We start from the raw sequence: 24701 nt of genomic DNA, 5'->3' as shown, positions 1-24701 counted from the left end.
GCTCTCCCACGGAGGATTCGCCTAGAGGCCTAGGGCGCACGCTTGGAAAGCGTGTTGGGGGCAACCCCTCACGAGTTCGAATCTCGTATCCTCCGCCGGCAGAAGGCCCGGACCGTTTCAACGGTCCGGGCCTTCGTCGTTTCGCGATGCGGGACACTGCCGGGCGGACTCCGCGCGCTGGGCGGTTCGACCGCTACATGACTTCGAGTTATGAGACTTCACTCTTCGCGCACGAGGTGGCGGGGCGGCGTGGTCGCCGCCGCCGTGGTGGTGTCGACGACGCCACCGACTTCCTGGACGTCCTCCGCTGACCGCAACGGGCGGCGACGGCCGGAAGGGGCTTCCGCCTGTCCGTGATGCGCCATTCTTGAGTTCCCCGGCCTGCGCCGGGACTGGATGGTGTTTCTCCCAGTCGGTGAGGTGGTCTCCATCAGCAAGGCAATCGGGTCGACCCTGGCCGCGTGGTTGCACGGGCTCGACATCCCGGCGCTGGAGCGGGTCCTGGCGGCGCGCCCGGACGCGGCGTCGGCTCCGGAGCCGCGGTCGGTCGGTGAACTGGCGGACCGCCTTCAGCGGCCGGCATCGGTGGCGCTGGCGCTGCCCCGGCTCGTGCTGCCGCACCTCCAGGTGGCCGAGGCGCTGGCCGCGCTCACACCGACCTCGCGGGACGCCTTGGCCGGCCTCCTGGACGCGACGGACGGGGAGCGTGCTCGCGGCCTGGAGGCGGCTCTGGAGGCGCTGGCCGATCGCGCGCTGGTGTGGCCGGACGGCGCCGGGCTGCTGCGCGTGGCGGCGCCGCTGCGGCAGGCGTGGAACACGCCGCTGGGTTTGGGCCCGCGGCTGGCGCAGTTGCTGGCGGACACCACCTCGGACGAACTGGGCCGCATGTTGGCAGCACTCGGCATCAAGCCTGCCGGCAACAGCAAGCAGAAGCGGCTGGCGGCGCTGATCGACCATCACAGCGACCCGGCCCGGGTCGCCGCGCTGTTGGCCGGGGCACCCGCGGCCACCCGGAAACTCCTTGAACGGCAGGCGAGTCGGGCACCGGAGCAGCCTGGATTCCTCATGTTCGGGACTCCTCGGTCCGATTCCGCGCCGGGCGAACGATGGGCGCTGGAACGGGGGCTGCTGATCCGTGGCCGCCACTGGTACGGCCAGGCCCGGATGCCCGCCGAGGTGGCACTCACGCTGCGCGGCCCCGGCTGGCACGCCCCCTTCACACCCGCTCCGCCCGCCGTGCGGTCGGTCCCCGTGACCGCTGCGAGGATCGAACGGGAAGCGGCGGCGGCCGCACCGGCTTTCGCCGCCCACGCCGCCTCCGTCCTGCGGGTGTGCGCCGCCACTCCCCCGGCCCGGCTGAAGGCCGGCGGGATCGGTGCCCGCGAACTGTCCCGGATCGGCAAGGCGGCGAAGTGCGACGAGATCGTGGTGCGCCTCGCGTTGGAGACGGCGGCCGCAGCCGGGTTGTTGGCCCGGGACGGTGATCGGGTCGCGGCGACCGCGGCCTACGACGCCTGGTCCGAGGAGGAACCGGCCGACCAACTCGCCGTGCTCCTCCGGGCCTGGTGGACACTCCCGCTGACCCCCGGCGGGAGCCGCGACGAGGACGGGAAGGCGCTGCCGGCCCTCGCAGGGCCGCCGCCTTGCGAGGGCTGCGTCCAGGCCCGGCACGGACTGCTCACCGCCGCGTCCCGGCTCCCGGCGGGCGAGGGCGCGGCGGACCCGGCGGACCTGGGGCCGCTGATCGGGTGGCACCGCCCGCTCGTCGACGAACTCCCCCAGGACGCGGCCCCGTTCGCCACTCTGATCCGCGAATCGGAACTGCTCGGCGTGCTCGCCCTCGGGGCTCTGTCCCCGATCGGGGCCGCCCTGCTCGCCGATGACGTCCGGGCGCTGGAGGACACCTGTCGACACCTGCTGCCCGCCGCCACCGGGACCGCCCGCTTCGGCAGCGATCTCACGGCCGTGGTCGCCGGAACGCCGTCGGCGGCCCTCGTCACCCTGCTGGATTCCGTCGCGGACCGGGAGACGGCCGGTACGGCGTCCGTATGGCGGTTCGGCCCGGGCAGCGTGCGGCGCGCCCTCGACGCGGGCTCCACCCCGGACGCGATCACGGCCGAACTGGCCGCCTTCGCCGTCGGGCCGCTTCCGCAGCCGCTCTCCTACCTGATCCACGACACCGCACGCAGCCACGGCCGGGTGCGCGTCGTCTCCGCCGCCTGTGTGATCCACGGTGCAGAGCCCGCCCTCCTGGCCGAACTGGCCGCCCACCGCACGCTCAGCCGACTCGGCCTGCGGCAACTGGCGCCGACCGTGCTGATCAGCCGGACCCCGCCGGAGCAGACGCTCGCGGCGCTGCGGTCCGCGGGCTACGCCCCCGTTGCCGAGGCCCCCGACGGGTCCGTCCGCATCGAGCGGGCCCAGCGTCCCCGCGCGGCGAACCCGGTCCCGCCCCCGCGCCCGCCCGGCGGCCGGTCCCGGCCACTACGGACGCAGGACCGGGCAGCCGGGGCCGGGACGGCCGCCGACCTGGGCGCCCTCGCCGCCCGGCTGCGGGCCGTCGCGCAGGGCGCCCCGGAGCCCGGCCCAGGGGACGACGACCGCCCCTACGGCAGCGGCACCGAGGAGGTCATCGCCGGACACGCGCGCAAGCTGTCCTTCGCCGATGTCCGCCAGCTCGCCCACGCCGTCGACGACGGCCGGGCGGTCACCATCGAGTACGTCGCCACCTCGGGCAACGCGACCGTCCGCACCCTCAGCCGGCTCGCACTGGACGCCCCCTACCTCAACGCCTGGTGCCATCTGCGGGACGACGAGCGCGTCTTCACCCTCTCCCGCATCCACGGGGTGATGCCCGCGTAGCCCGGGGCGGGGGCGGCCCACGCGCGGCCCACGCGTGCGGGCCGCGAGAGAGACTAACCAGGCTTTAGTCTCGGAATTAGTCCAGGTTAATACCTGGACACCCGGACATGCGGCATGCAAGTATCTGTCCTGCCGCCAGACAGGCGACACGTCGGAGGGGAAGAAACATGACGCAGGACAACCAGCAGTTCATCTCGGTGCCGGTGCCGGCTCAGTACGTCACGCAGGTGTACGCGTTCCTCGCGGAGCTCTCGGGGGCCGCTGCGGGGGCCGCGGTGGCGGCGTCGGCCGAGGGGGGGCCGCAGGAGGACGGCGAGTGGCCGTTCGTCGAGTGGACCGTGCAGGATCTGCGGCGGCTGACGGCCGACCCGCTGGACTCGGTGCAGGCGGTGACCGGGGTGCTCGACATCCTGGCGAAGCAGCCCGGCGAGCGGGTGAGTTACACGTCCCTGGTCGAGGCGCTCGACGTGGACCGGAAGCGGCTGCGCGGCGTGCTGTCCGCGTTCACCCGGGTCGTACACAAGCACTACGGCCGGCGGAACTGGCCGATGAGCTGGGTGGAGGCACTCAGTGACGGGGCCGAGTTCAAGTCGGAGTTCTTCTACACGGTGAGCGAGACCACCGCCAACCGGTGGCGGGCGGTCCGCGCCGAGGGCTGACGGCGTCCAGGGCTGACGGCGCGCAGCCGGTTCGGGTTCGAGGCGGACACCGCGGTCAGGCCGCGGTGTCCAGCCGCCGGCGCCGGTCCTCGTCGAGCACCAGGTCCAGGGCGGCCAACTGGGCCTGCGCCACCGGCCGCTGGCACTTCTCGGCCAGCGGCCGGTCGGGCCGGCAGTACGCGCCGCCAAGCAGTGGGGAGTACGCCAGCAGCAGCTCCGGCCGCCGCGCGACGTACGACAGCGGACGCCCGGGGCGGGCCGCGCCGGGCGTCCGATTCGTTCAAGACGGGGCGTCCGGGCCCGCCTACCGTGACGGTCATGAACAGCACACCAGCACCGCAGTTCGCCGTCGTGGGCCTCGCCGTCTCGGACCTGGCCGCCTCGATCGCCTTCTACCGGCGGCTCGGACTCGTGTTCCCCGACGGGGCCGAGCAGGAGCCGCACGTCGAGGCCGTGCTGCCGGGCGGGCTGCGCCTGGCGCTCGACCCCGAGTCCACCATCCGCTCGTTCCACCCGGACTGGCGTCCGCCGACGGGCGGCGGCCGGACGGCACTGGCGTTCCGGTGCGCCGACCCCGCCCAGGTGGACGCGGTCTACGAGGACCTGGTCGGCGCCGGGCACCACGGCGAGCTGAAGCCGTGGGACGCCTTCTGGGGCCAGCGGTACGCCGTGGTGCACGACCCGGACGGCAACGGCGTCGACCTGTTCGCGCCACTGCCGGGCGCTGCGGACTGAGTCAACGCGGCAGCAGGGCGGTCGCCGACACTCCCGCCAACTCCCGTACGTCACGCGCCAGATGGGCCTGGTCGGCGTAGCCCGTCCGGGCCGCCGTCTCGGCGAGGGGCACGCCGGAGCGGGCCAGTGCGAGGGCGCGCTGCAGGCGGAGGATCCGGGCCAGGGTCTTGGGGCCGTAACCGAAGGCGGTCAGTGAGCGGCGGTGCAGTTGCCGCGCGCCGAGGCCGACCGAGTCGGCGGTCGCCGCGACCGAACGGCCGGCCGCCAGGGCATCGGCGACCGCCCGGACGAGCGGGTCCACCGGCCGCGCGTCGACCGCCAGGCGCAGCACCAACTCCTCCAGGGCCACGGCCGGGTCGGCCGCCGCGTCGATGCGCCCGGTACGGCGGCGCACCTCGGCGCCGGGCCGGAGGTCTGCCAGGTCGACCCGCCGGTCGCGCAGTTCGTACGCGGGCACGCCCAGCAGGGCGGGGGCGGCGCCGGGCGGGAGGCGGACGCCCGCCCACGGGCCGCGCAGCCCCGGTCCGAGCTGGAAGGCGCGGGTGTCCGGCCCGGCGACGAGGAGCCGGCCCTCGGTCCAGAGCAGGTCCATGCAGCCGTCGGGCAGGACGAGCCCGGCCGCGCCGCCGCCCGTGCTCCCGACGGCCCGGCGCCTCCACACGACCGCTCCCGGCAGCCTCGACGCCCGCTCCGCGTACTCGGGGGACATGGGGCCCAGGCTACGCGCCGCCGCCGGTGTGTCGCCGGGGGCCTGCGACACACCAGCGGCACGCCCACGGCACGCCCACGGCACGCCGCCGGCCCCGACCGCGCGAGGCGGGCGGGGCCGAGGCGGGGCCGGGCCAGGCAGGGCAAGCCGGGCCAGGCAAGCAGGGCAGGGCAGGGCAGGGCAGGGCAGAGCAGACCGAGCAGGCTCAGCCCACCCGCTGGACGACCCCCGCCTCCGCCGCGCCCTCGACCGGGCCCGCCGCCGCCGGGGCGGCCTTCCGGCCGTCCCGCATCAGCACCAGGGTCAGCCCCGCGGCCGCCAGGACGGAGATCCCGCCCGCCGTGAAGGTGACGGAGGCCGCGGTGTTGAACGCGTCCCGCGCAGCGGCGGCCAGTCCGCCGTCCCCGGTGCTCGCGGCGAGGGCGAGCGCGTCCGTGATCGCGTGCTTCCCGGCGGCGGGCGCGTCGGCGGGCATCGAACCGGTGAAGGTGCTGGACAGGACGGCGCCGAGGATGGCCACGCCCAGCGCGGAACCGGACTGCTGGATGGTGTCGTTGAGCGCGGAGCCGACGCCGGCGTGCTCGCCGGGGATCGCACCCATCAGCGCGTTGGACGCGGCCGGCATCGCGAGGCCGGAGCCGGCGCCCAGCACCAGCATGGCCAGGGCGACCTTGGCGAAGCCGTCGCCGACCGAGAGCGTGGCCAGCAGCCCGAACCCGGCCGCGATGACCAGCATTCCGACCGAGGTCGTCACCCGCGGGGCGGCCTTCTTGCTGAGCACGGCGCCGAGGGCATTGAACACCAGCGAGGCGACGGCCAGCGGGAGGAACGCCAGGCCGGTGTCGGTGGGCGAGAACTTCAGCACGAACTGCAGGTACTGGGTGAGGACCAGCATCAGGCCGCCGGTGGCGAAGGTCAGCAGGACGAGCGAGAAGCTGGCCCCGGTGAACACCCGGTTGCGGAACAGCTTGAGCGGGACCATCGGCGAGTCGGTCCGGATCTGGCGGACGACGAACCCGGTCAGCGCGAGCACCCCGACGACGAGCGGGCCGAGCGTGCCGGGGCTGGTGATGCCGTCCCGGGGCAGCACGGTGATCGACCAGACCAGCGCGGTCATCCCGGTCATCGAGAGCACCATGCCGGGCAGGTCGGGCCGGCGCCACGGCCCCTTCGACTCCGGCATCAGCACGACCGCCGCGATGACGGCGACCACCGTGACCGGCACGTTGAGCAGGAAGACCGCGCCCCACCAGAAGTGCGCGATCAGCGCGCCGCCGAGCACCGGCCCGCCGACCATGCCGGTCATGGCCACCGCGCTCCACACGGCGATCGCCTTGGGCCGTTCCTCGGCGTCGAAGACGGTGATCAGGATGGAGAGCGTGCTCGGCATGACCAGGGCTCCGCCCACGCCCATCAGCACGCGTCCGGCGATGAGCTGGCCGGGGCTGTCGGCGACGGCGGCGACCAGGGAGGCGGCGCCGAACACCACCAGCCCGATGATCATCACCTTCCGCCGGCCGAACCGGTCGGAGAGGCTGCCCGAGGTGAGCAGCAGCCCGGCGAAGACCAGGATGTACGAGTCGATGATCCACTGGATGTCCTGGGCCCCGGCCCCGAGGTCCGCCGCGATCTGCGGGATGGACACCGTGAGCACCATGTTGTCGACCACCAGCACCAGGCTGCTGAGACAGAGCACGACCAGGATGAGCCAGCGGCGCGGCTGACGGTCCACCGCGGTCCCCCTTCGAAGTGAGCGCGCCGGCCGCAGCCGGACGAAAGTCCTCGCGGGCGCACCGCGGTCCGTCCCCACGGCCGCGGCGCGCCACGCTCCGCACACCGTGCGGACACCGCACACTGTACGGAGGCCGCACGGTGTTCGCAACGCCGTACGGTGTGCGGCGCGGCTTATGCTGAACGGAGCAGCCGAGCCGAGCACAGGCGGGCGAGACCGAGAGGAGGGCCGGATGCCGGCCAGGTCGAAGGACGCGCCCGGGACACCGTGGAGCCGCCCCGAGCGCCCCCGGCGCGAGCAGCCGGCGCTCAGCCGGACCCAGATCGTCGCGGAGGCCCTGGCCATCCTGGACAGCGACGGCATCGAAGCCCTGAGCATGCGCAAGCTCGGCGCCCGCCTCAACGCCGGCGCCACCTCGATGTACACCCACGTCGCCAACAAGGACGAACTGCTCGCCCTGATCGTCGACGAGGTGTTCGGCAAGGTCCTGATCCCGTCGGTCGCCGACACGGACCCGACGGACTGGCGCATCGCCCTCGCCGAGTGCGCGGACAGCGTCCGCGAGACCGTCCTGCGCCACCCGTGGATGGTGTCGGTGCTCGGCGACCTCGGCCTCGTCTACTTCGGGCCCAACTGGATGCGCCTCTCCGAGGCCCTGCTCACCTTCCTGGAAGCAGCCGGCTTCACCGCGACGGAGGCCAACGACGCGATGGGGGTCCTGCTCGGCTACGTCATCGGGACGGCCAGCGTGGAGTCCGCCTGGCTGAGCACACTGGCCCGGCACGGCCGGAACGAGCAGGGCTGGATGGACGAATTCCTGCCCGCCGTCATCGAGGCCACCCGGGACTTCCCGCGCCTGCACCGCCTCTACACCACCGATGTCGACGAGGCGACCGAGGGATCCCGCGACAGCGGCTTCGCCAACGGCGTCCGACTGATCCTGGACGGTATCGAGGCCAACCAGCGGGCTCGACACGCCAGTTGACGGGGCATCACTTCCAGCTCGACGCCCGGACCCCGGCGCAACCCGACCCCGGACCAAGCGCGCCAACCGCGCCGCCGGCCGCCTCGCCGACCGCGCCACCGACCGCCGCCGACGGTTCGGCCCGCGCCGAACCGTGCCGGCGCGACCATGGAGGTATGTCGCTCGCCGCCTTCGCCGCCCTGCTCGCCGACCCGACCCGCGCCGCGTTCTGCACCGCACTGCTCGACGGCCGCGCCTGGACGGCCGGCGAGCTGGCCCGACACGCGGGCGTCGCGCCGTCCACGGCCAGCGAGCACCTGTCGCGGCTGATCGCGGGCGGGCTGCTGGCCGAGGAACGGCAAGGGCGACACCGGTACGTCCGGCTGGCCACCCCGGAGGTCGCCGCCCTGATCGAGGACCTCGCCGCCTTCGCCGGCCAGGGCGACCGGCCCGCCCCGCACGGCCTGCGCGAGGCCACCCGGCAGAGCGCCGAGGCCCGCGCCCGCACCTGCTACGACCACCTGGCCGGCCGGCTCGGCGTGGCCGTCGCGGACGCGCTGCTCGCCCGCGGCCTGCTCACCGACGACGCCGGGCTCGCCGTCACCGGGCGCGGCCGGGCCTGGCTGGCCGCGCAGGCGATCGAGCTGCCCGAGCGGGCGGGCCGCCGGGGCGGGCGGCCGGTGGTGCGCAGCTGCCTGGACTGGACGGAGCGCCGCAGCCACCTCGGCGGGGCGTTGGGCGCGGCGCTCTGCCGGACGGCGCTGGAGCGCTCCTGGGTGGAGCGGATCGGCTCCGGCCGGGCCCTGCGGATCACCCCGGACGGCGGCCGCGCACTGCGCGAGCTGCTCGGCGTCGAGCTCTGAGCACTCCGCCCACCGGCCGGCCCACCCGTCCACCGGTCCGCCCAGCAGTCCACCCGTCCACCGGCCGGCCCACCGGTCAGCCCAGGGCCGCCACCCCGCCGCCGGCCGGAGCCGCGCCGGCCAGCGGCGGGCGCAGCGAGGCCGTGCCCAGCCCGGTCGGGCCGACCGGCACGGCGGCAGGCCTGGAGGCGGGCACGGCGGCGGGACCGGGCAGGTCCCCGACCGCCGCCCCCGCCCTGAGCACCCGCTCCGCGCCGAAGTGCCGCACCAGGTCCTCCTCGCGGTACCGGCGGCAGCCCCGGTGCCAGACCAGGATGCCCGCGAGCCAGTTCTCCAGCTCCTCCACGTACCCGTCCAGCAGCTCCCGCGCCTCCGTCTCCAGCGCGAAGTCGTCGTACAGGACGGGGAGTTCCTTCGCCGCGACGTGCTGGAACTGGTCCAGCCGGGAGTGCATCAGGTCGTCGACGATCCGGACCGCCGACGGGTAGTCGCAGTTGAAGAAGTTCTGCACCACCAGGACGGCGTTGTGCACCTCGCCCTCGTACTCGACCTCCTTCTGGTACGAGAACAGGTCGTTCAGCATGCACGCGTAGTCCGCGGCCGAGTTCTCCAGCGAGCGCATCGAGCCGTGCTCGTGCACCCCGGGCGGCACGGCCTTCCCGTGGGCGAGCCGGCACAGGCTCATGGTGAGGTCGGAGCCGAAGGTGGCGCGGCGCATCTCCAGGTAGTCCACCGGGTCCGGAATCCGGTTCTGCACCTGGTTGTTGAGCTCCCAGATCCAGCTCGCGGTCATGTCCTCGACGGTCTGGCGGAACTTCCGCCGGGCGTCCGCCGCCATCGGGCCGGCGGTGCGCTCCCAGATGTCGGCGAGGCCGCGTTCCAGGGCGTTGGCGGGCTCGGGCGCGGGGCTGCCGTCCACCGGCATGAACAGCGGGAGCCGCTCGTTGGCGAGCCTGGCGCCCGCCAGGTCGCGGGTGCGTCCGAAGACCACCGGGTAGTAGTCGTCGGCCCAGGTTCCCCAGGCCAACCAGGCCGAGGAGATGTCGAGTTGGTCGGCGGTGGCGTTCGGGTGGATGCCGGCCGCGCAGAGCGGGAGGTCGTAGTCCCGCATGGACGCGGCGTCCCAGATGCCGGATCCGGGGATGCCGGGCTGCTCCGCCAGCAGGCCCATCCGCTCGGCCCACTCGATCACCCGCTCCCGCGCGCCGTCCAGGTGCGGGTTCAGCGTGGCCTCGAACGGCAGCTTGAACTCGGGCAGTCGGGACGGTCCGACGGGCTGGTACGGCACGTGGCCATGCGACCGGGCCCGTCGGACGGCCGGTCCGACGCCGCCCGGGCCGGCCTGGCCCGCCGCAGGTCCACCGCCGCCCATCGCCGTGCTGCGCAGGATGTCCAGCGCCGAGGTGCCCACCCCGGCGATCGCGAACGGGTCCCACCAGTTTCCGGTGCCGGGCAGCGCGCCGCCCGTTCCCGCCGCGACGCGGCCGCCCGAACCGGCCGCCGCACCACCGCCGTTCATGTACCGGCTGGAACGCATGTGCCACTCGTGGCCGCCGGACTGCCAGTCCTGGAGGCCCTTGACGTACGCCAGCACCCGGGCGCGGCCCTCGGGGGCGAGCCCGGTCTCGGCGAACAGCACGGGCAGTTCGGTGAACACGGTGTTCTCGAACTGCTGGAGCCGCGAGGTGAGCAGGTCGTTGACCGCCTCGGCGGCCTCCTGGGTGGAGCACTCCAGGAACTTCTCCAGCACCAGGATGCCGTTGCTCAGCTCACCCTCGTCCTCCACCTCGCGCTGGTAGGAGAAGATGTCGTTGCGCAGGTGCACGCCGTCCGAGAAGGCGTCCATCAGCACCCGGAGCGCACGCGAGCCGGAGACCTCCTTCGGGACCTCGGCGCCGGCCGCGTACTCGACCAGTTGGGCGGACCAGGGCGCACCGCCCACCTTGCGGCGCATCTCGATGTACTCGACCGGGTTGGAGATCCGGCCGGCGTTGATGTTGGCGAGCTCCCAGAGCGACTCGTTGAGCAGGTTGCGGGTGCTCTCGGCGAAGCGGATCCGCCAGTCCTCGCCCATCACCGGCACGGTGCGCCGCCACAGGTCGGCCAGGCCCGCCTCGACCGGGTTCTCCGGCTCCGGCATCGGGGTGGCCGGGTCGGCCGGCATGAACAGCGGCAGCCGGTCGAGGTGCGCCTTGCCGGCCTCGCGGTCGTTGGTGCGCTTGAACATGTCGAGGAAGTGGTCGTCGAAGAAGAAGACCCACACGTACCAGTCGGTGACCAGCGAGAGCGCCTCGGCGGAGGCGTCGGGGTGGGTGTAGGCGCAGAGCAGGCCGTAGTCATGGGCGTCCAGGTCGGCCTGGTCCCAGATGCCGGAGCCCTCCAGCATGCCCATCTCCCGTGCCCAGACGGAGGAATGGGCCCGGGCCTCGTCCAGGTGGGGGTTGAGGCGTGCCGGGTGCGGCACGTAGAAGGACGGCAGTTCGAACGGCTGGGTCACGGCGGGCGAGCCTTTCTGGACGCGTCGATTGCACCAAGAATGGCCCGTCGGCGGGTAGCAGCACCGGCGCAACAGAAACAGTCATACAAAATGACCTACCTCCCTCCAACCCGCCTACGCCGCCCGCCTCCTCGCCACCCGACATGGGCAAAAAGTATTCCGCGGGCTCTCCCGACCGCCGGATCGGGTGTCCCAGGCGGTCGCTCCGCCAACGAACAAGCCAGCCACGCCAAGGCCCTGGAACTCCAAGACTTCCCCTGCTACGGGCGTGTTGACCGCCTCCGCCCCCACCCCGTCCACCAGACTGGGCGCCGACCCGACGTCAACTCCGAGGAGGGCAAGCCCATGAACGTCACCGTCCGGCTCGCACAGCAGCCCGAGGCCGACGAACTGCTCGGACGGAGTGCGCTGGCCGCGCTCGTCGGCATGCTGCTCGACCAACAGGTGCCGATGGAATGGGCGTTCACCGGTCCGCTGACCATCGCCCAGCGGCTCGGACGCAACGACCTGGACGCCCGGGAGATCGCCGTGTACAACCCGGAGGAGTTCGTCGCCCTGCTGTCCGCGAAGCCCGCCGTGCACCGCTACCCGGCCGCGATGGCCAAACGGGTCCAGCAGCTCTGCCAGTTCCTGGTGGCGCAGTACGACGCCGACGCCGCCGCACTCTGGAAGGACACCCGCACCGGCAAGGAGCTGCTCAGCCGCCTCAACGCCCTGCCCGGCTTCGGCAAGCAGAAGTCGCAGATCTTCCTGGCCCTGCTCGGCAAGCAGTACGGCGTGCGCCCGGAGGGCTGGCGCGAGGCGGCCGGCGTGTACGGCGAGGAGGGCGCGCACCGCTCGGTCGCCGACATCACCGGGCCCGAATCCCTCGACCTGGTCCGGGAGTTCAAGCAGGAGATGAAGCGCGCCGCGAAGGAGGCCAAGTCCGCGGCGAAGACCACGACCCGGACGACGGCGGTGAGCACGGCCGGGGCGCGCTGAAATTCCGATCGCCCGGCCGGCCCCGCCGGGAGCCGCTGCCGAGCCGCCGAGGAGTCCACCTCCGTACGGTCCATGGCCCTCCCAGGATGCGCCGAGGGCCCCGGTCGCACCGCGCGACCGGGGCCCTCAGCAGTGCCCGTCAGGCCAGGACGGGCTCCCGCTCGTCCGTCGGATCCGCCTCACCCGCCGTCGCCGGCGCGTCCACCGCGCCCGCCGCAGCCGCGTCGGCCGGCGCGACCGCCTTGCGCCGCGGCAGCGCGAACATCAGCAGGAAGACCACCAGCAGCGCCCCCGCGACCCACCACATCGCGTGGACGAACGCCCCGCCGAACGCGGTGCCCATCGCCTCCGGCGCGACCACGTCGTCCATCGCCCCGAAGAAGGCCACCGACACCAGCGCGAGCCCCAGCGCGTTCCCCATCTGCTGGACGGTGTTGATCAGCCCCGACGCCGAACCGGCGTGCGCGCGCGGCACCTCCGCCAGGATCGCGTCGGTGATCGGCGCGACGATCAGGCCCATCCCCAGGCCCATCACCACCAGCGGCAGCGCCATCTGCCAGGGCGCGATCGCCGTCCCGTACCGGTCCGCCTCCCAGATGTACGTCAGCACGCCCGCCGCCATCACCAGCGCGCCGGTCTGGAGCACCCGGCGCCCGAAGCGGGGCACCAGCTTCTGCACGGACAGCCCGGCCGCCGCCGAGACGGCGAGCGAGAACGGGATGCCGGTGGAACCGGCCTTGAGCGGGCTCCAGCCGAGGCCCAGCTGCATGTACAGCGTCCAGACCAGGAAGAAGATCCCGCAGACCACGCCGAAGGCCAGCTGCACGCCGATGCCGGCCGCGAAGCTCTTCACCCGGAACAGCGACAGCTCGACCAGCGGCGAGCCGTCCCGCCGCGTCTTGGCCTTCTCGTACGCCACGAACAGCGCGAACACCACCAGGCTGCCGGCCATCGACAGGTAGCCCCAGAGCGGCCAGCCGGCCTCCCGCCCGTGCGTCAGCGGGTAGATCAGCATCAGCAGGCCGACGCTCGCCAGCGCCACCCCGACCAGGTCCAGCTTGAGCGCCCGCTCGGCCTTCGACTCGTCGATGAAGCGGCGCCCGAGCAGCAGCCCGGCGATGCCGACCGGCAGGTTGATCAGGAAGATCGGGCGCCAGGCCAGGCCGAACAGGTCCCACTCGGTGAGCAGCGCGCCGATCAGCGGCCCGGAGACGGCGCCCAGCCCGACCACCGCGCCGAACATGCCGAACACCTTGCCGCGCTCCTCCGCCGGGAAGGTCGCATGGATGATCGACAGCACCTGCGGCACCATCATGGCCGCCGTACCGCCCTGGAGCACCCGCATCCCGACCAGCATCTCGGGGCCGGAGGCCAGGCCGCACAGCGCCGACGCCACGGTGAACCCGCCGATGCCGATCAGGAACAGCCGCTTGCGGCCGTAGATGTCACCCAGCCGGCCGCCGGTGATCAGCCCGATCGCGAAGGCCAGCGCGTAGCCGCCGGTGACCCACTGGATGGCGCTGAAGGAGGCGCCGGTGTCCTCCTGGATGCTGGGGATGGCGATGTTGACGATGGTGACGTCCACCAGGTCCATGAAGGAGGCGACCATCACGATCGCCAGCGCGATCCACCTCCGTCGGTCCGCGTCCGCGGTCTTCATTCGGTACTCCTCATTCGTCCTGCTCGTCCTGCTCGCACTGCTCGTCCTGCTCGCACTGCTCGTCCTGCTCGTCGGCACGTCCGCGAGGGTACGGGGCATATAGGTCAGATCCTGTCCCAGTTGTCCGGCATCCTGGACGGCATGACGGACACCCCCGCACGGCTGCTGAACCTGCTGTCCCTGCTGCAGACACCGCGCGAGTGGCCCGGCAGCGAACTCGCCGAACGGCTCGGCGTCAGCCCCCGGACGATCCGGCGCGACATCGACCGGCTGCGCGACCTCGGCTACCCGGTGCAGGCCACCATGGGCGCGGTCGGCGGCTACCGGCTGGTCGCGGGGACGGCGATGCCTCCGCTGCTGCTGGACGACGAGGAGGCCGTCGCCATCGCGGTCGGGCTGCGGGCGGCCGCCGGGCACGCGGTGGTCGGCATAGAGGAGGCCTCGGTCCGTGCCCTCGCCAAACTGCTCCAGGTGCTGCCGGGCCGCCTGCGGCACCGGGTGGGCGCGCTCAACACCGCCACCATGCCGCTGCTCACCGGCGACGGCCCGACCGTCGACCCGGACGACCTCACCGTGCTCGCCGGCGCCGTCACCAACCGGGAACGGCTGCGCTTCGCCTACCGGGCCGGCGACGGCGCCGAGACCAGGCGCAACGTCGAACCCGAGCGGCTGGTCTCGGCCGGCCGCCGCTGGTACCTGGTCGGCTACGACCTGGACCGGGACGACTGGCGGCTCTTCCGCGTCGACCGGCTCAGCGAACCCCGCGCCACCGGCGCCCACTTCACCCCGCGCCCGCTCCCGGCCGAGGACGCCGCCGCGTACGTGGCGGGCAAGCTGCGCCGCCAGTCACCGGCCCGCGCCGTGGTCGCCACCGTGCACGCCCCGGCCGCGGACGTCCGGCGGCACTTCGCCCGGGGGGACTCCGAGATCGAGCCGATCGACGAGCACCGCTGCCGGCTGCGCTCCCGCACGGACTCCCTGGAGTGGACGGCGGTGCGGCTGCTGACGCTGGACTGCGAGTTCGAGGTGCACGAGCCGCCGGAGCTGATCACCCACCTGCGCACCCTGGCCGCCCGCGCCGACCGGGCCACCCGCGCGGGCGGCTAGGGACCGTCCGGCAGGATCCGCCGGGCAGTCCCTAGGCCTCGATCCGGTACCAGCAGTCCCCCGCCCGGAACCACAGCACGCCGTCCCGGCCGTGCGCCCGCACCCGGTCGAGCGCGCCGGGCACGCTCAGCTGCCGGCGCCGGGTCTGCTTCCACTCCTTGCCGATCAGCTGGTACCAGGTCAACTCGCCGCCGCTGGACAGGAAGACGCCCTGCCCGCCGCGGACCGCGAAGCCGACCGGCAGCCGGACCGGGCACGGCAGGGTGGTCGACCGCCGGTCGACCGCGTCGATCCGGGTGAGGTGGCTGACCGACGGGCTCGGGTACCAGGCCAGCCAGGCGCTCCGGCCGTCGGTCGCGCCGGCCAGGCCCTCCAGCGGGTAGGACGGCAGCTTGTCCGGGCTCCACACCACCCGGCCGTGGGTGTCGGCGGCCCGCAGCCCGGCGGCCGCCATCGGGTGGTCGCCGTAGATGCCCTCGTCCCCGTAGGCCATCCAGATCCGGCCGTCCCGGTCGGTCACCAGCACCCGGACGTCGTCACCGAGGGCGAGCTCCCGTTCGAGCGCCCCGTCCGCGCCGTACACGGCCGTGTTGGGCAGCCATTCCTCCCCGTCCTGATCGGCCCGGTACCCGGCCAGCAGCATCCGGCCGCCCGGCAGCAGCCCGAGGTGGTCGGGCGGGCAGGGGACGCCGGACAGCGGCACGCGCCACTCCCCCCGCGGGGAGACCACGACCACCTCGCCGTCGAACGGCAGCCGGACCGGCGGCCAGGATCCGGCCGGCGCCAGGCGCTGCTCCGGCACCACCAGGACGGCCAGTTCCCCGGCCGGCCCGACCGTCCAGGCCACGGCCCTGCGACCGGCCGACCGGTCCTCCCCGGGCAGCCGCCAGACCTCGACCGGATCGTGGCCCATCGTGCTCAGACCCCGTACTCGGCGGTGAGCAGCGCCCGCCCCAGCGTGTGGAAGGTCAGGTGGAAGCCGATCTGGGCCGCCGGGGTGTCGGCGGAGACGTCCAGCTTCTCGACGTCCAGGGCGTGCACCGCGAACACGTACCGGTGCGGGGCGCCGGGCGGCGGGGCGGCGCCGTCGTACTGGTGGCCGGGGAAGTCGTTGCGGCCGTGGAAGGAGGCCGCGCCGGGCAGGTCGTCGTCCGAGGAGCCGGCGCCGCGCGGCAGTTCGACCGTGTCGGCGGGCAGGCCGAGGGCGAGCCAGTGCCACCAGCCGGAGCCGGTGGGCGCGTCCGGGTCGTAGCAGGTGACGGCGATGCTCCGGGTGCCCTCGGGCAGGCCCGACCAGGCCAGCTGCGGCGACAGGTTGCCGCCGGCGTGGCTGAACTCCCCGGCCAGTGTGCCGCCGTCGGTGACGTCCTGGCTGGTCAGCGGGAAGGACGGCACCTGCGGCAGGAAGTCGTACGGCAGCGGCGGGCGAACGCTCATGGGGTGGTCACCTCTCAACGGGCCGTGGACGGCCTCGGGCTGAAGGACGCTGAAGGACACGGCTCACTGTAATAGGGGTGCCCGTCCGGTCCGGCGGAACCTCGTTCGGGCCCGGGCCGCTCGAATTGCCAGGTATAGACCAATCCGGCGCCTGCGACTAGCGTGGACAGCGCCCCTGCCCCCAGCTCCGGAGCCGCACCGTGGAGTCGTCCGTCCTCGCCTTCGCCACCGACCTGCTCGACGAGGGCGCCGACACCTTCTTCGGCAACCTCACCGACCGCGCCGGGGTCGGCGGCGTCACCCTCGCCTCCGTCTACCACGAGGCCCGAGACGTCTTCCCGCACAACCCCCACCGGGTGATCCGCTACCTGGAGCCCGGCGCGGCCTACTTCCGCCCCGATCCGGCCCGCTGGCAGGGCCGTCGGCTGGCGCCCGTCCCGTCCACCGCGATCGGCGACCGCGACCCCTTCGCCGAGGCCGCCGCCGAGACCCGCCGCCGGGGGCTGAAGCTGCACGCCTGGACGGTGTTCTGCCACAACGACCGGCTCGGCTTCGCCCACCCGGACTGCGCCCCGGCCAACGCCTTCGGCGACCGCCACCTCACCGAGCTCTGCCCGGCCCACCCGGAGGTCCGGGAGTACGCGCGGACCCTGGTCACCGAGCTGGCCCGGTACGGCGTGGACGCGATCCGGGCCGAGTCCCTGCACTTCCACGGGCTGCGCCACGGCTACCACCACGAGCGCTACTTCGAGGAGCTGGGCGCGGGCGCCGAGGCGCTGCTCGGCATCTGCTTCTGCCCGCACTGCCGCGCCGCCGCCACCCGCGCGGGCGTCCCGGCGGAGGAGGTCGCGGAGGCCGCCCGCACCGAGCTGCGCCGCCGGCTGGCCGACGAGGCGGCCGCCGCCGAACCCGCCGACCTGAGCGCGCTCGCGGACGGCGCCCTGGCCGCCTACCTGGACGCCGCCGCCACCACCGTCACCACGCTGGCCGCCGAACTGACCGAGGAGGCCCGGCGCCACGGCATGCGGCTGAGCTTCATGGACGGCGCCGGCCCGGGCAAGGGCTGGCTGTCCGGCATCGACCTGCCCGCCCTCGCCAAGGCGACCGACCAGATCGAGACGCTCGGCTACGCGAAGACCCCGGAGGCCGTCCGGGAGAAGATCGCCGCGTTCGCCCTGCACGGCGTCCGCCCCCAGGACATGGCGGTGATCCTGCGGCCGATGGCCTCGGACTGCGACGGTCCGGCGAACCTCGCCGCCAAGATCGCCACCCTGCGCGAACTGGGCGTCCCCGAGGTCGAGTTCTACAACTACGGCCTGATGCGGCTGTCCTCGCTCGACCGGATCGGCGCCGCCCTGGCCGGCTAGGTCCTGTCCGGTCGATCTTGGCCCGGCAAGATCGGCCGGACAGGACCTAGGCGCCACGGGGCCCGACCGCTACCGCCGCCGCTTGGACGTCCCGAACAGGCTGCGCGAGATCTCCTGCCCGAGCTGCTTCCCGGCCGAACGCGCCAGGGACTTCACCGTCGGGTTGCTGAGCAGCGAGTCGAGCAGCCCGCCCGCCCCCTTCGGCTCCTCCCGCCGCGGGGCGGGCTCCCGCTCCTTCGGCGCCCTGGCCGGTGCGGCGGCCTCCGGCGCGGGCGCCCGCGCCGCCCGCGCCGCCAGCTTCTCGTACGCCGACTCCCGGTCGATCGCGTCCCGGTAGCGCGCCGTCAGCGGCGAGGCGTCGACGACGGCCCGCAGCGCGCCCGCCTCGATCGGCCCCATCAGGGACTGCGGTGCCCGCAGCCGGGTGGCCGCGACCGGCGTCGGCGCGCCCTTCTCGGAGAGCACGGTCACCACGGCCTCGCCGGTGCCGAGCGAGGTGAGCACCGCGCCGAGGTCGTAGGAGGAGCGCGGGAAGGTCGAGACGGTGGCCTTGAGCGCCTTGGCGTCGTCCGGGGTGAAGGCACGCAGCGCGTGCTGCACCCGGTTGCCCAACTGCGCGAGCACGTCGGAGGGGACGTCGCGCGGGGACTGGGTGACGAAGAAGATGCCCACGGCCTTCGAGCGGATCAGCCGGACGGTCTGGGTGATGGCCTCCAGGAAGGCCTTGGAGGCGCCCTTGAACAGCAGGTGCGCCTCGTCGAAGAAGAACACCAGCTTGGGCTTGTCCAGGTCGCCGATCTCGGGCAGTTCCTGGTAGAGGTCGGCGAGCAGCCACATCAGGAAGGTGGAGAACAGCCGCGGCCGGTCCTGGACGGCGGGCAGTTCCAGCACCGAGACGACGCCCCGGCCGTCCGGGGCGGTCCGCAGCAGTTCGGCGGTGTCGAACTCGGGCTCGCCGAAGAACGCCCCGGCGCCCTCGTTCTCCAGCACGGTGAGCGCGCGCAGGATCACCCCGGCGGTGGCCGACGAGAGGCCGCCGATGGTCCTCAGCTCCTCCTTGCCCTCGGGCGAGGCGAGGAAGGCGATGACGGCGGTGAGGTCCTTGAGGTCGTACAGCTCCAGGCCCTTGGTGTCGGCGTAGTGGAACACCAGGCTGAGCGAGGACTCCTGGGTCTCGTTCAGGTCGAGCACCTTGGCGAGCAGCAGCGGCCCGAAGCTGGTGACGGTGGCGCGGATCGGGATCCCGGCGCCCTGGCCGCCGAGCGAGTAGAACTCGACCGGGCAGCCCTGCGGGGTCCACTGCTGCCCGACCTCGGCCGCGCGGGCGGCGGTGCGATCGCCCGGCGCGCCGGGCGCGGCGATGCCGGAGACGTCCCCCTTGACGTCGGCGAGGAACACCGGCACGCCCTGGGCGGAGAGCTGTTCGGCGATCAGCTGGAGGGTCTTGGTCTTGCCGGTGCCGGTGGCGCCGGCGACCAGCCCGTGCCGGTTGAGCACCCCGAGCGGGATGCGCACCTGGGCGTCCGGGTAGGCGGTGCCGTCCAGCAGCACCGCGCCGAGGTCGAGGGCGGGCCCGGTGAAGGCGTACCCGTCGGCGATCTCCCGGACGGCCGGCGGGGTGGGGGCGGAGGACATCGGGGCACTCTCCTGGGCGGTGCGGGGAGGCGGGGCGGGCCCGGAACCCGGTCCCGGGCGGGCCGTGTCCCGATCGGAACCGGGCGATGTTCGCGACATTTCCCATCAAACAGTCGCAATCGTCCTCCCGCAGCTCACACCCGAGCGCGTGGCGGCGTCGCGGCGGCTGCGCCATCCGCCGCCCAAACGGTAGGCTTTCCGTGTGATCTTCAAGCGCATCGGCAATGGGCGGCCGTACCCGGATCACGGCCGGACGAGCACCCGCCAGTGGGCTGACGTCGCCCCACGCCCGGTGCGGCTCGACCAGCTGGTGACCACCAAGGGGCAACTCGACCTCGAAACCCTGCTCGCCGAGGACTCGACCTTCTACGGGGACCTCTTCGCGCACGTGGTGAAGTGGCGCGGCGACCTGTACCTGGAGGACGGACTGCACCGGGCGGTGCGGGCCGCCCTGCAGCAGCGCCAGGTGCTGCACGCCCGGGTCCTCGAAATGGAATGACGAACCCTCTGCACGGGCTCCTGGACCGCCCCCTCGCCATCCGGCGGAGGGCGGTCCGCGCGTACCCGGGTACCTCCTTTCGGGTACCGGCGTACTCCAGATGATGATCATTTAGTACCTTCGCTGCCTGACGGCACTACGCTGCTGACTACGGCCGCGACCAGGGGATCCGCCCGCACCACGGGATCCACCCGCACCAGCCGATCCGTCATCCCGACCCCGCCCTGGCACGAGGGGGAGACAAACCGTGAGCATGTTGACTCCCCAAGGCCTCAAGGGGAAGCAGTACCGCGTCACCGGCAACGCCTATCCACGACTCGGCCGGCCCCCGAAAAAGAGCCGCAAGGTGATCTCCGGGCTCGCGAGCCTGCTCGCCCTGGCCCTGATCGGCCTCGGCGGCGTCCAGCTCTACGACATCTTCAGCGGGAAGAACAAGAACTCCTCCGCCCAGGCCTGCGTGACCCCGTCGGGCAAGCCGCTGGCCGCCCCCTCCGCGGGCGCCACGCCCGGTGCTCCCACCGACTCCGGCGCCCCCGCCGCCCCGGGCGACCCGCACGCGATCCCGCAGCCGGCCGCCATCACGGTGAACGTCTACAACGCCACCACCAAGGGCGGCCTGGCCGGCCGGACCGCCGAGGAGCTCAAGAAGCGCGGCTTCACCATCGGCAAGGTCGGCAACGCCCCGGCCGAACTGGACAAGAAGGTGCCCGGCACCGCCCAGGTGATCGCCGGCCCGGCCGGCGCCGGCGCCGCCACCCTGCTCGGCTCGCAGATCGCCGGGGCCACCACCACCGCCGACGCCCGCACCGACGGCACCGTGGACTTCGTGGTCGGCGACAGCTACAACGCCCTGCTGGACGAGACCCAGGCGGCCGCCGCCCTCGCCCTCGCGACCAAGCCGTCCCCCACCCCGACCGCCACCGGCAGCTGCTGAGGCCGGTCGCCCCGCGCAACAGGAGAGCCCCCCGGCACCGCGCCGGGGGGCTCTCGTCCGTTCGGGGGATTCGCTCAGCCGGCGGTGCCGTACAGGCGGTCGCCCGCGTCGCCGAGGCCGGGCACGATGTAGCCGTTCTCGTTGAGCCGCTCGTCCAGGGCGGCGGTGACGACGGTGACCGGCAGGCCGGTCAGCTCGCGCTTCATCACCTCGACGCCCTCGGGGGCGGCCAGCAGCACCACGGCGGTGACGTCGGTGGCGCCGCGCTCGATCAGCATCTTGATCGCCGCGACGAGGGTGCCGCCGGTGGCCAGCATGGGGTCGAGCACGTAGACCTGGCGGCCGGAGAGGTCGTCCGGCATCCGGGTGGCGTAGGTGGAGGCCTCCAGGGTCTCCTCGTTGCGCACCATGCCGAGGAAGCCCACCTCGGCGGTCGGCAGCAGTCGGGTCATCCCGTCCAGCATGCCGAGACCGGCGCGCAGGATCGGCACGACCAGGGGGCGGGGGTAGCTGAGGCGGGTACCGAGCGTGACCGCCACGGGGGTGGTGATCTCCACCTCGTCGGTGCGGACGTCCCGGGTGGCCTCGTAGGCGAGGAGGGTCACCAGCTCGTCGGTCAGGCGACGGAAGGTCGGCGAGTCGGTGCGCTCGTCGCGCAGGGTGGAGAGCTTGTGGGCCACCAGGGGGTGGTCGACGACGTGGAGACGCATGTATCGAGGTTAGCCCGGGTCTGGACGCCTGTACGACTCGCCGCGTGCCGACCGCCCCGTCGCCGGGGGTGCACCCGGCCGTGCCGCGCCGTGGCTCCCCGCGAATGTCCGGACGGAAGCGCCTCCTGTGGTATCAACCGGGCTGATCTGGGAATGTCACGTCTTATGACGAGCAACCCGAACGCCGGGGACGGCTCGGCGGACGAGCCCGCAGGCCGGTCGGGCAATCGCCCCGGCCCGCCACAGGACCCCCCGGAGACCGAGGCGGACCGCCGCAGGCGGCGGGCCGTCTTCCTGCGCGAGCTCACCGAGGCCCGCGAGCTCCGGGAGCGGGTCCAGCCCCGGCGGACCAAGGAACGGCGGATGCGCGAAGCCATGCGGATGCGAACCTTCCGGATCTGACGAGGATCCGAAGCGGTTCCGGCGCGGCTCCCCCCGCAGCTCCCCCCGCGGCTCCGCCGACCGGCTGGTCCTGATCCGGCAGGCCCCGGGCGGTGGCGCCGGCGCCACACCGGCCGCCGGCCGGCCCTTCCGACACGACCTGCAAAGACGCGCTGCCGAACACCCCCCGCAAGGGCGGGCTTTCTGTCACGATTCCGATGGGACGGTCCGAACGAGCGGACCGCCTCTGGCGCGGGGGCGGCCAGATTTTCGCGTTGCCCGAGCGCGCCGACAGCCGAGACCGAGATCTTGGGAGTGTCCCTGGTGGCGTACTTCGCTGCAGTGCTTGCTCGCACCGAGGACGGGTGGGATGTGAGCGAGACGGAGCTCGACGACGTCGAAACCCTCGCCGACCTGACCGAACTGGCCCGCGACTCCACGCAGGACGACGACAGCGTCCTGATCTTCATCGAACAGGAGGACGCCTGGTTCGCCATCGTCCGGGTGGACGGCGAGGAGGACCCACGGATCTTCGTGTCCGACGGCGCCGCCGCCGCCCGCAGCTCCTACGGCTCCGTCCTCACCGACGAGCTGGTCGACCAGGCCGGTGAGAGCGAGTTCGGCGACCTGGACCACCTGGTCGTCGAGCTGGAGGAGGACGAGGAGACGCAGGAGCAGGACGAGGACGCCCGCAGCGGCGTCCCGGTCGGCCCGCTCGGCGACGCCCACCTGCTCACCGAGTTCGGCCTGGCCGCCGAGGAGCTGCTCGCCCTCAGCGGCGAGGGCGCCGTCCCGGGCGACGCCCTGGAGGAGATCGCCGAGGCCCTCGGCTGCGGCGAGGTCCTGGAGGCGGTCCGGTAGCGGGCGGTGACCAGCCCGGTGACCAGGCCGGTGCCCACCGCCGGATACCCGACACTGGATGCCATGCAGTCCGCATCCGCCCCGCAGGCCGTTCCCCGCATCGCCCCCCTGCCCGCCCCCGTCCGCCCCGACCCGGTCCGTGACCGCTGGGCGGCGCCGATGCGCCTCGCCATCGCCGAGGCCGCCCTGGCGCCGGCCACCGGCGACGTCCCGGTCGGGGCGCTCGTCCTGGGCCCGGACGGCGAGGTGATCGGACGCGGCCACAACGAGCGCGAGGCGGTCGGCGACCCGACCGCGCACGCCGAGGTGGTCGCGATCCGGCAGGCGGCCGAACGGATCGGGGAGTGGCGGCTCAGCGGCTGCACCCTGGTCGTCACCCTGGAGCCCTGCACGATGTGCGCCGGCGCCATCGTGCTGTCCCGGATCGACCGGGTGGTCTACGGCGCCCTCGACGAGAAGGCCGGCGCGGCCGGCTCGCTCTTCGACGTGATGCGCGACCGCCGGCTCAACCACCGCCCCGAGGTGGTCTGGGGCGTCCTCGCCGACGAGTGCGGCGAGCAGCTGCGCGAGTTCTTCGAGTCCCACCGCTGACGTCCGGCGCCGACTTCCGCCGGCGGCTCCCCCGCCGGCCGCCCGGCCATACGGATTTCGTGACCGCGCCACCCGTCCGGTAGAGTTCCCCTCGGTAGCGTGTCCGAGCGGCCAAAGGAGCACGCCTCGAAAGCGTGTGTGGGGGCAACTCCACCGTGGGTTCGAATCCCACCGCTACCGCCGTAGAGCCCGAGGGCCCGTCCGATCCGGACGGGCCCTCGGCGTTTCCGCGCACCCTCGAACGCGAAAAGGGCTCCGTACTCCGGGCTGATGACCACCAACGCCCGGAGAGTACGGAGCCTGGAAAGGGGGAGCGGCTCGGGGGGACGACCGCTCCCCCGGCGGAGTCCCACAACCGGCGCCGCGTCGGGGGGAAGCCGCGGCGCCCGGTCCCACAGCGGGGGGCTCCGGATCCACGCACCGGGGATTCCTGCCAGATCCTCGGCACGTCTCCCATCCTGCCGCCCGGGCCGCTTCCGGGCATCCGGAGAAAGGCCCCACTCACGGGGACCTTCGTCCCGCCGGGCGAACGCGTCGCACACTTGATAGCCCGTCCGATGGATAAGCTGCTTCCGCAGGGCCGCTCGGGGACCCGGATGGCGGCGGCCCACAGCAGGAGAGGACGACACCCGATGGCGCAGGCGAAGAAGATCGGCATGGCCCTCCTGCTCATCTTCGTCCTCTACTCGATCATCAGCTCGCCGGCCCGCTCCGCCCAGCTCGTCCAGCTCGGCTTCGAGGGCATCTCGAACGCGGCCAAGGCGGTCGGCACCTTCATGACCGGACTGATCAAGTGAGCCGTCCGGCCGCGTAGGGCCCGTCGTCCCGCCCCGGCGCACCGGCTACGGTGTGCGGGACCCTCTGTCCCCGTCCGCGAGGAGCGGCAATCGTGATCCGGCACCTGGTCCTGTTCAAGCTCAACGAAGGCGTCCGCAAGGACGACGAGCGCGCCCTCGCCGGCGCCAAGGCGTTCGCCGAGCTGGGTTCGCTGATCCCCGAGCTGCGCGAGTGGGAGTGCGGCTGGAACACCACCGAGCGGGACATCGCCCACGACTACGCGATCAACAGCCTGGTCGAGGACCGCGACGCCCTGCACGCGTACCTGACCCACCCGGCCCATCAGGCCGCGGCCGGTCAGTGGCGCGAATTCGCCACCTGGGTGATCGCCGACATCGAGGTCTGACACCCGAGGCACCCGGGCCCGTCCCCCGGACGGCCCGCCGCGCCCCGTCCGGCCACCGGACGGGGCGCCTTGCTCCGCCCCGGAACGATCCGTGCGGCGCCTGGGCGGGAAGCCCGGTGGAGCCCCGACCCCGCACCAACACACCTCCGCCGGGTGCTTGCCCGACCTGCGCCCGCCTTGTGATGCTATGACCGGTTTTGCCGGACATGGCGAGGTGGTGAAGCAGCCGCGACACCCGATCCGCAGGGCCCTTCGTTATCGACTGAGGGAGGGGTGACGTGTCCGACGAGGTACTGGCGTCGATCATCAGCCCGGCCGGCGAGCTCCGCCCGGA

General features: G+C 73.5%; 23 protein-coding genes and 2 tRNA genes. 17 read left to right on the top strand and 8 right to left on the bottom strand.

Translation table 11 applies throughout. The annotated features are described in order from the left end of the window. Window positions 1–10 precede the first annotated feature (10 nt). The 4 genes from OG556_RS18730 to OG556_RS18715 all read left to right on the top strand — a co-directional run bounded on the left by OG556_RS18730 (window position 11) and on the right by OG556_RS18715 (window position 4256). Window positions 11–95: transfer RNA gene (locus tag OG556_RS18730), tRNA-Ser, on the top strand. A gap of 301 nt (window positions 96–396) precedes the next feature. Next, window positions 397–2862: a helicase C-terminal domain-containing protein gene (locus OG556_RS18725; protein WP_371518043.1), complete on the top strand. Its 2466-nt coding sequence runs from the start codon at window positions 397–399 to the stop codon at window positions 2860–2862. Between the two features lie 167 nt (window positions 2863–3029). Beyond that, window positions 3030–3521: a hypothetical protein gene (locus OG556_RS18720; protein ID WP_371518042.1), complete on the top strand. Its 492-nt coding sequence runs from the start codon at window positions 3030–3032 to the stop codon at window positions 3519–3521. 318 nt (window positions 3522–3839) lie between these two features. Next, a complete protein-coding gene (locus OG556_RS18715) occupies window positions 3840–4256 on the top strand; it encodes a VOC family protein (RefSeq protein WP_371518041.1) in 417 nt (138 codons plus the stop codon). 1 nt (window position 4257) lies between these two features. Here the strand turns inward: OG556_RS18715 and OG556_RS18710 are convergent, their stop codons facing one another. Further along, a complete protein-coding gene (locus OG556_RS18710) occupies window positions 4258–4965 on the bottom strand; it encodes a helix-turn-helix domain-containing protein (RefSeq protein ID WP_371518040.1) in 708 nt (235 codons plus the stop codon). 205 nt (window positions 4966–5170) lie between these two features. Then, on the bottom strand, window positions 5171–6697 hold the full coding sequence (locus OG556_RS18705; RefSeq protein ID WP_371518039.1) for an MFS transporter: 1527 nt from the start codon (window positions 6695–6697) through the stop codon (window positions 5171–5173). A 232-nt stretch (window positions 6698–6929) separates the two neighbouring features. On the opposite strand from OG556_RS18705, the gene OG556_RS18700 reads away from it, so the two are divergent. Together OG556_RS18700 and OG556_RS18695 are read left to right on the top strand one after the other, a co-directional pair. Continuing rightward, window positions 6930–7682 carry a TetR/AcrR family transcriptional regulator gene (locus OG556_RS18700; RefSeq protein ID WP_371518038.1) on the top strand — a complete coding sequence of 251 codons (753 nt, stop codon included), beginning with the start codon at window positions 6930–6932 and terminating at the stop codon, window positions 7680–7682. 155 nt (window positions 7683–7837) lie between these two features. Beyond that, window positions 7838–8524 carry an ArsR/SmtB family transcription factor gene (locus OG556_RS18695; RefSeq protein WP_371518037.1) on the top strand — a complete coding sequence of 229 codons (687 nt, stop codon included), beginning with the start codon at window positions 7838–7840 and terminating at the stop codon, window positions 8522–8524. A gap of 76 nt (window positions 8525–8600) precedes the next feature. Here the strand turns inward: OG556_RS18695 and OG556_RS18690 are convergent, their stop codons facing one another. Further along, the gene (locus OG556_RS18690; protein WP_371518036.1) at window positions 8601–11021 is read right to left on the bottom strand and encodes a germacradienol/geosmin synthase; all 2421 of its coding nucleotides are present in this window, start codon (window positions 11019–11021) and stop codon (window positions 8601–8603) included. Window positions 11022–11366: 345 nt separating this feature from the next. Between OG556_RS18690 and OG556_RS18685 the strand changes: the two genes are divergently transcribed. Continuing rightward, window positions 11367–12002 (top strand): HhH-GPD-type base excision DNA repair protein, encoded by a 636-nt coding sequence (locus OG556_RS18685; protein ID WP_371518035.1) that lies wholly within the window; start codon window positions 11367–11369, stop codon window positions 12000–12002. Between the two features lie 139 nt (window positions 12003–12141). On the opposite strand, the gene OG556_RS18680 is transcribed toward OG556_RS18685, so the two are convergent. Continuing rightward, window positions 12142–13662 (bottom strand): MFS transporter, encoded by a 1521-nt coding sequence (locus OG556_RS18680; RefSeq protein WP_371518034.1) that lies wholly within the window; start codon window positions 13660–13662, stop codon window positions 12142–12144. A 141-nt stretch (window positions 13663–13803) separates the two neighbouring features. On the opposite strand from OG556_RS18680, the gene OG556_RS18675 reads away from it, so the two are divergent. After that, window positions 13804–14769 carry a helix-turn-helix transcriptional regulator gene (locus OG556_RS18675; RefSeq protein ID WP_371518033.1) on the top strand — a complete coding sequence of 322 codons (966 nt, stop codon included), beginning with the start codon at window positions 13804–13806 and terminating at the stop codon, window positions 14767–14769. Window positions 14770–14800: 31 nt separating this feature from the next. Here the strand turns inward: OG556_RS18675 and OG556_RS18670 are convergent, their stop codons facing one another. After that, on the bottom strand, window positions 14801–15682 hold the full coding sequence (locus tag OG556_RS18670) for a hypothetical protein (protein ID WP_371518031.1): 882 nt from the start codon (window positions 15680–15682) through the stop codon (window positions 14801–14803). A gap of 5 nt (window positions 15683–15687) precedes the next feature. Further along, window positions 15688–16206 carry a YbhB/YbcL family Raf kinase inhibitor-like protein gene (locus tag OG556_RS18665; protein WP_371518030.1) on the bottom strand — a complete coding sequence of 173 codons (519 nt, stop codon included), beginning with the start codon at window positions 16204–16206 and terminating at the stop codon, window positions 15688–15690. Between the two features lie 200 nt (window positions 16207–16406). On the opposite strand from OG556_RS18665, the gene OG556_RS18660 reads away from it, so the two are divergent. Continuing rightward, window positions 16407–17573, top strand: a complete 1167-nt coding sequence (locus OG556_RS18660; protein ID WP_371518029.1) for a hypothetical protein — start codon at window positions 16407–16409, stop codon at window positions 17571–17573. Between the two features lie 69 nt (window positions 17574–17642). Here the strand turns inward: OG556_RS18660 and OG556_RS18655 are convergent, their stop codons facing one another. Continuing rightward, window positions 17643–19208, bottom strand: coding sequence for a helicase HerA-like domain-containing protein (locus OG556_RS18655; RefSeq protein ID WP_371518028.1), 1566 nt, complete (start codon window positions 19206–19208; stop codon window positions 17643–17645). Between the two features lie 202 nt (window positions 19209–19410). On the opposite strand from OG556_RS18655, the gene OG556_RS18650 reads away from it, so the two are divergent. Both OG556_RS18650 and OG556_RS18645 read left to right on the top strand, forming a co-directional pair. Then, window positions 19411–19707: a type II toxin-antitoxin system VapB family antitoxin gene (locus OG556_RS18650; protein ID WP_063348635.1), complete on the top strand. Its 297-nt coding sequence runs from the start codon at window positions 19411–19413 to the stop codon at window positions 19705–19707. 253 nt (window positions 19708–19960) lie between these two features. Beyond that, a complete protein-coding gene (locus tag OG556_RS18645; RefSeq protein ID WP_371522753.1) occupies window positions 19961–20641 on the top strand; it encodes a LytR C-terminal domain-containing protein in 681 nt (226 codons plus the stop codon). A 74-nt stretch (window positions 20642–20715) separates the two neighbouring features. Here OG556_RS18645 and upp read toward each other — a convergent pair whose 3' ends face one another. Then, window positions 20716–21351 (bottom strand): uracil phosphoribosyltransferase, encoded by a 636-nt coding sequence (gene upp, locus OG556_RS18640; protein WP_371518027.1) that lies wholly within the window; start codon window positions 21349–21351, stop codon window positions 20716–20718. 165 nt (window positions 21352–21516) lie between these two features. Here upp and OG556_RS18635 point away from each other — a divergent pair, with 165 nt between their 5' ends. The 6 genes from OG556_RS18635 (at window position 21517) to OG556_RS18610 (ending at window position 24367) form a co-directional block, all read left to right on the top strand. Beyond that, window positions 21517–21753 (top strand): hypothetical protein, encoded by a 237-nt coding sequence (locus OG556_RS18635; protein ID WP_063348632.1) that lies wholly within the window; start codon window positions 21517–21519, stop codon window positions 21751–21753. Between the two features lie 303 nt (window positions 21754–22056). After that, the gene (locus tag OG556_RS18630) at window positions 22057–22593 is read left to right on the top strand and encodes a tRNA adenosine deaminase-associated protein (RefSeq protein WP_363579757.1); all 537 of its coding nucleotides are present in this window, start codon (window positions 22057–22059) and stop codon (window positions 22591–22593) included. A gap of 63 nt (window positions 22594–22656) precedes the next feature. After that, on the top strand, window positions 22657–23184 hold the full coding sequence (gene tadA / locus OG556_RS18625) for a tRNA adenosine(34) deaminase TadA (RefSeq protein ID WP_063348631.1): 528 nt from the start codon (window positions 22657–22659) through the stop codon (window positions 23182–23184). A gap of 93 nt (window positions 23185–23277) precedes the next feature. Continuing rightward, a tRNA-Ser gene (locus OG556_RS18620) sits at window positions 23278–23364 on the top strand. A 452-nt stretch (window positions 23365–23816) separates the two neighbouring features. After that, window positions 23817–23981, top strand: coding sequence for a hypothetical protein (locus tag OG556_RS18615; protein WP_167745863.1), 165 nt, complete (start codon window positions 23817–23819; stop codon window positions 23979–23981). Between the two features lie 92 nt (window positions 23982–24073). Continuing rightward, complete coding sequence (locus tag OG556_RS18610) at window positions 24074–24367, top strand: Dabb family protein (RefSeq protein WP_063348630.1); 294 nt, start codon at window positions 24074–24076, stop codon at window positions 24365–24367. The last annotated feature ends 334 nt before the right edge of the window (window positions 24368–24701 follow it).

The sequence above is a fragment of the Kitasatospora sp. NBC_01300 genome (assembly GCF_041435235.1).
Classification (GTDB): Bacteria; Actinomycetota; Actinomycetes; order Streptomycetales; family Streptomycetaceae; genus Kitasatospora.
The sequence above is the reverse complement of the archived record's forward strand: the minus strand, read 5'-3'. Positions and strand labels throughout refer to the sequence as shown.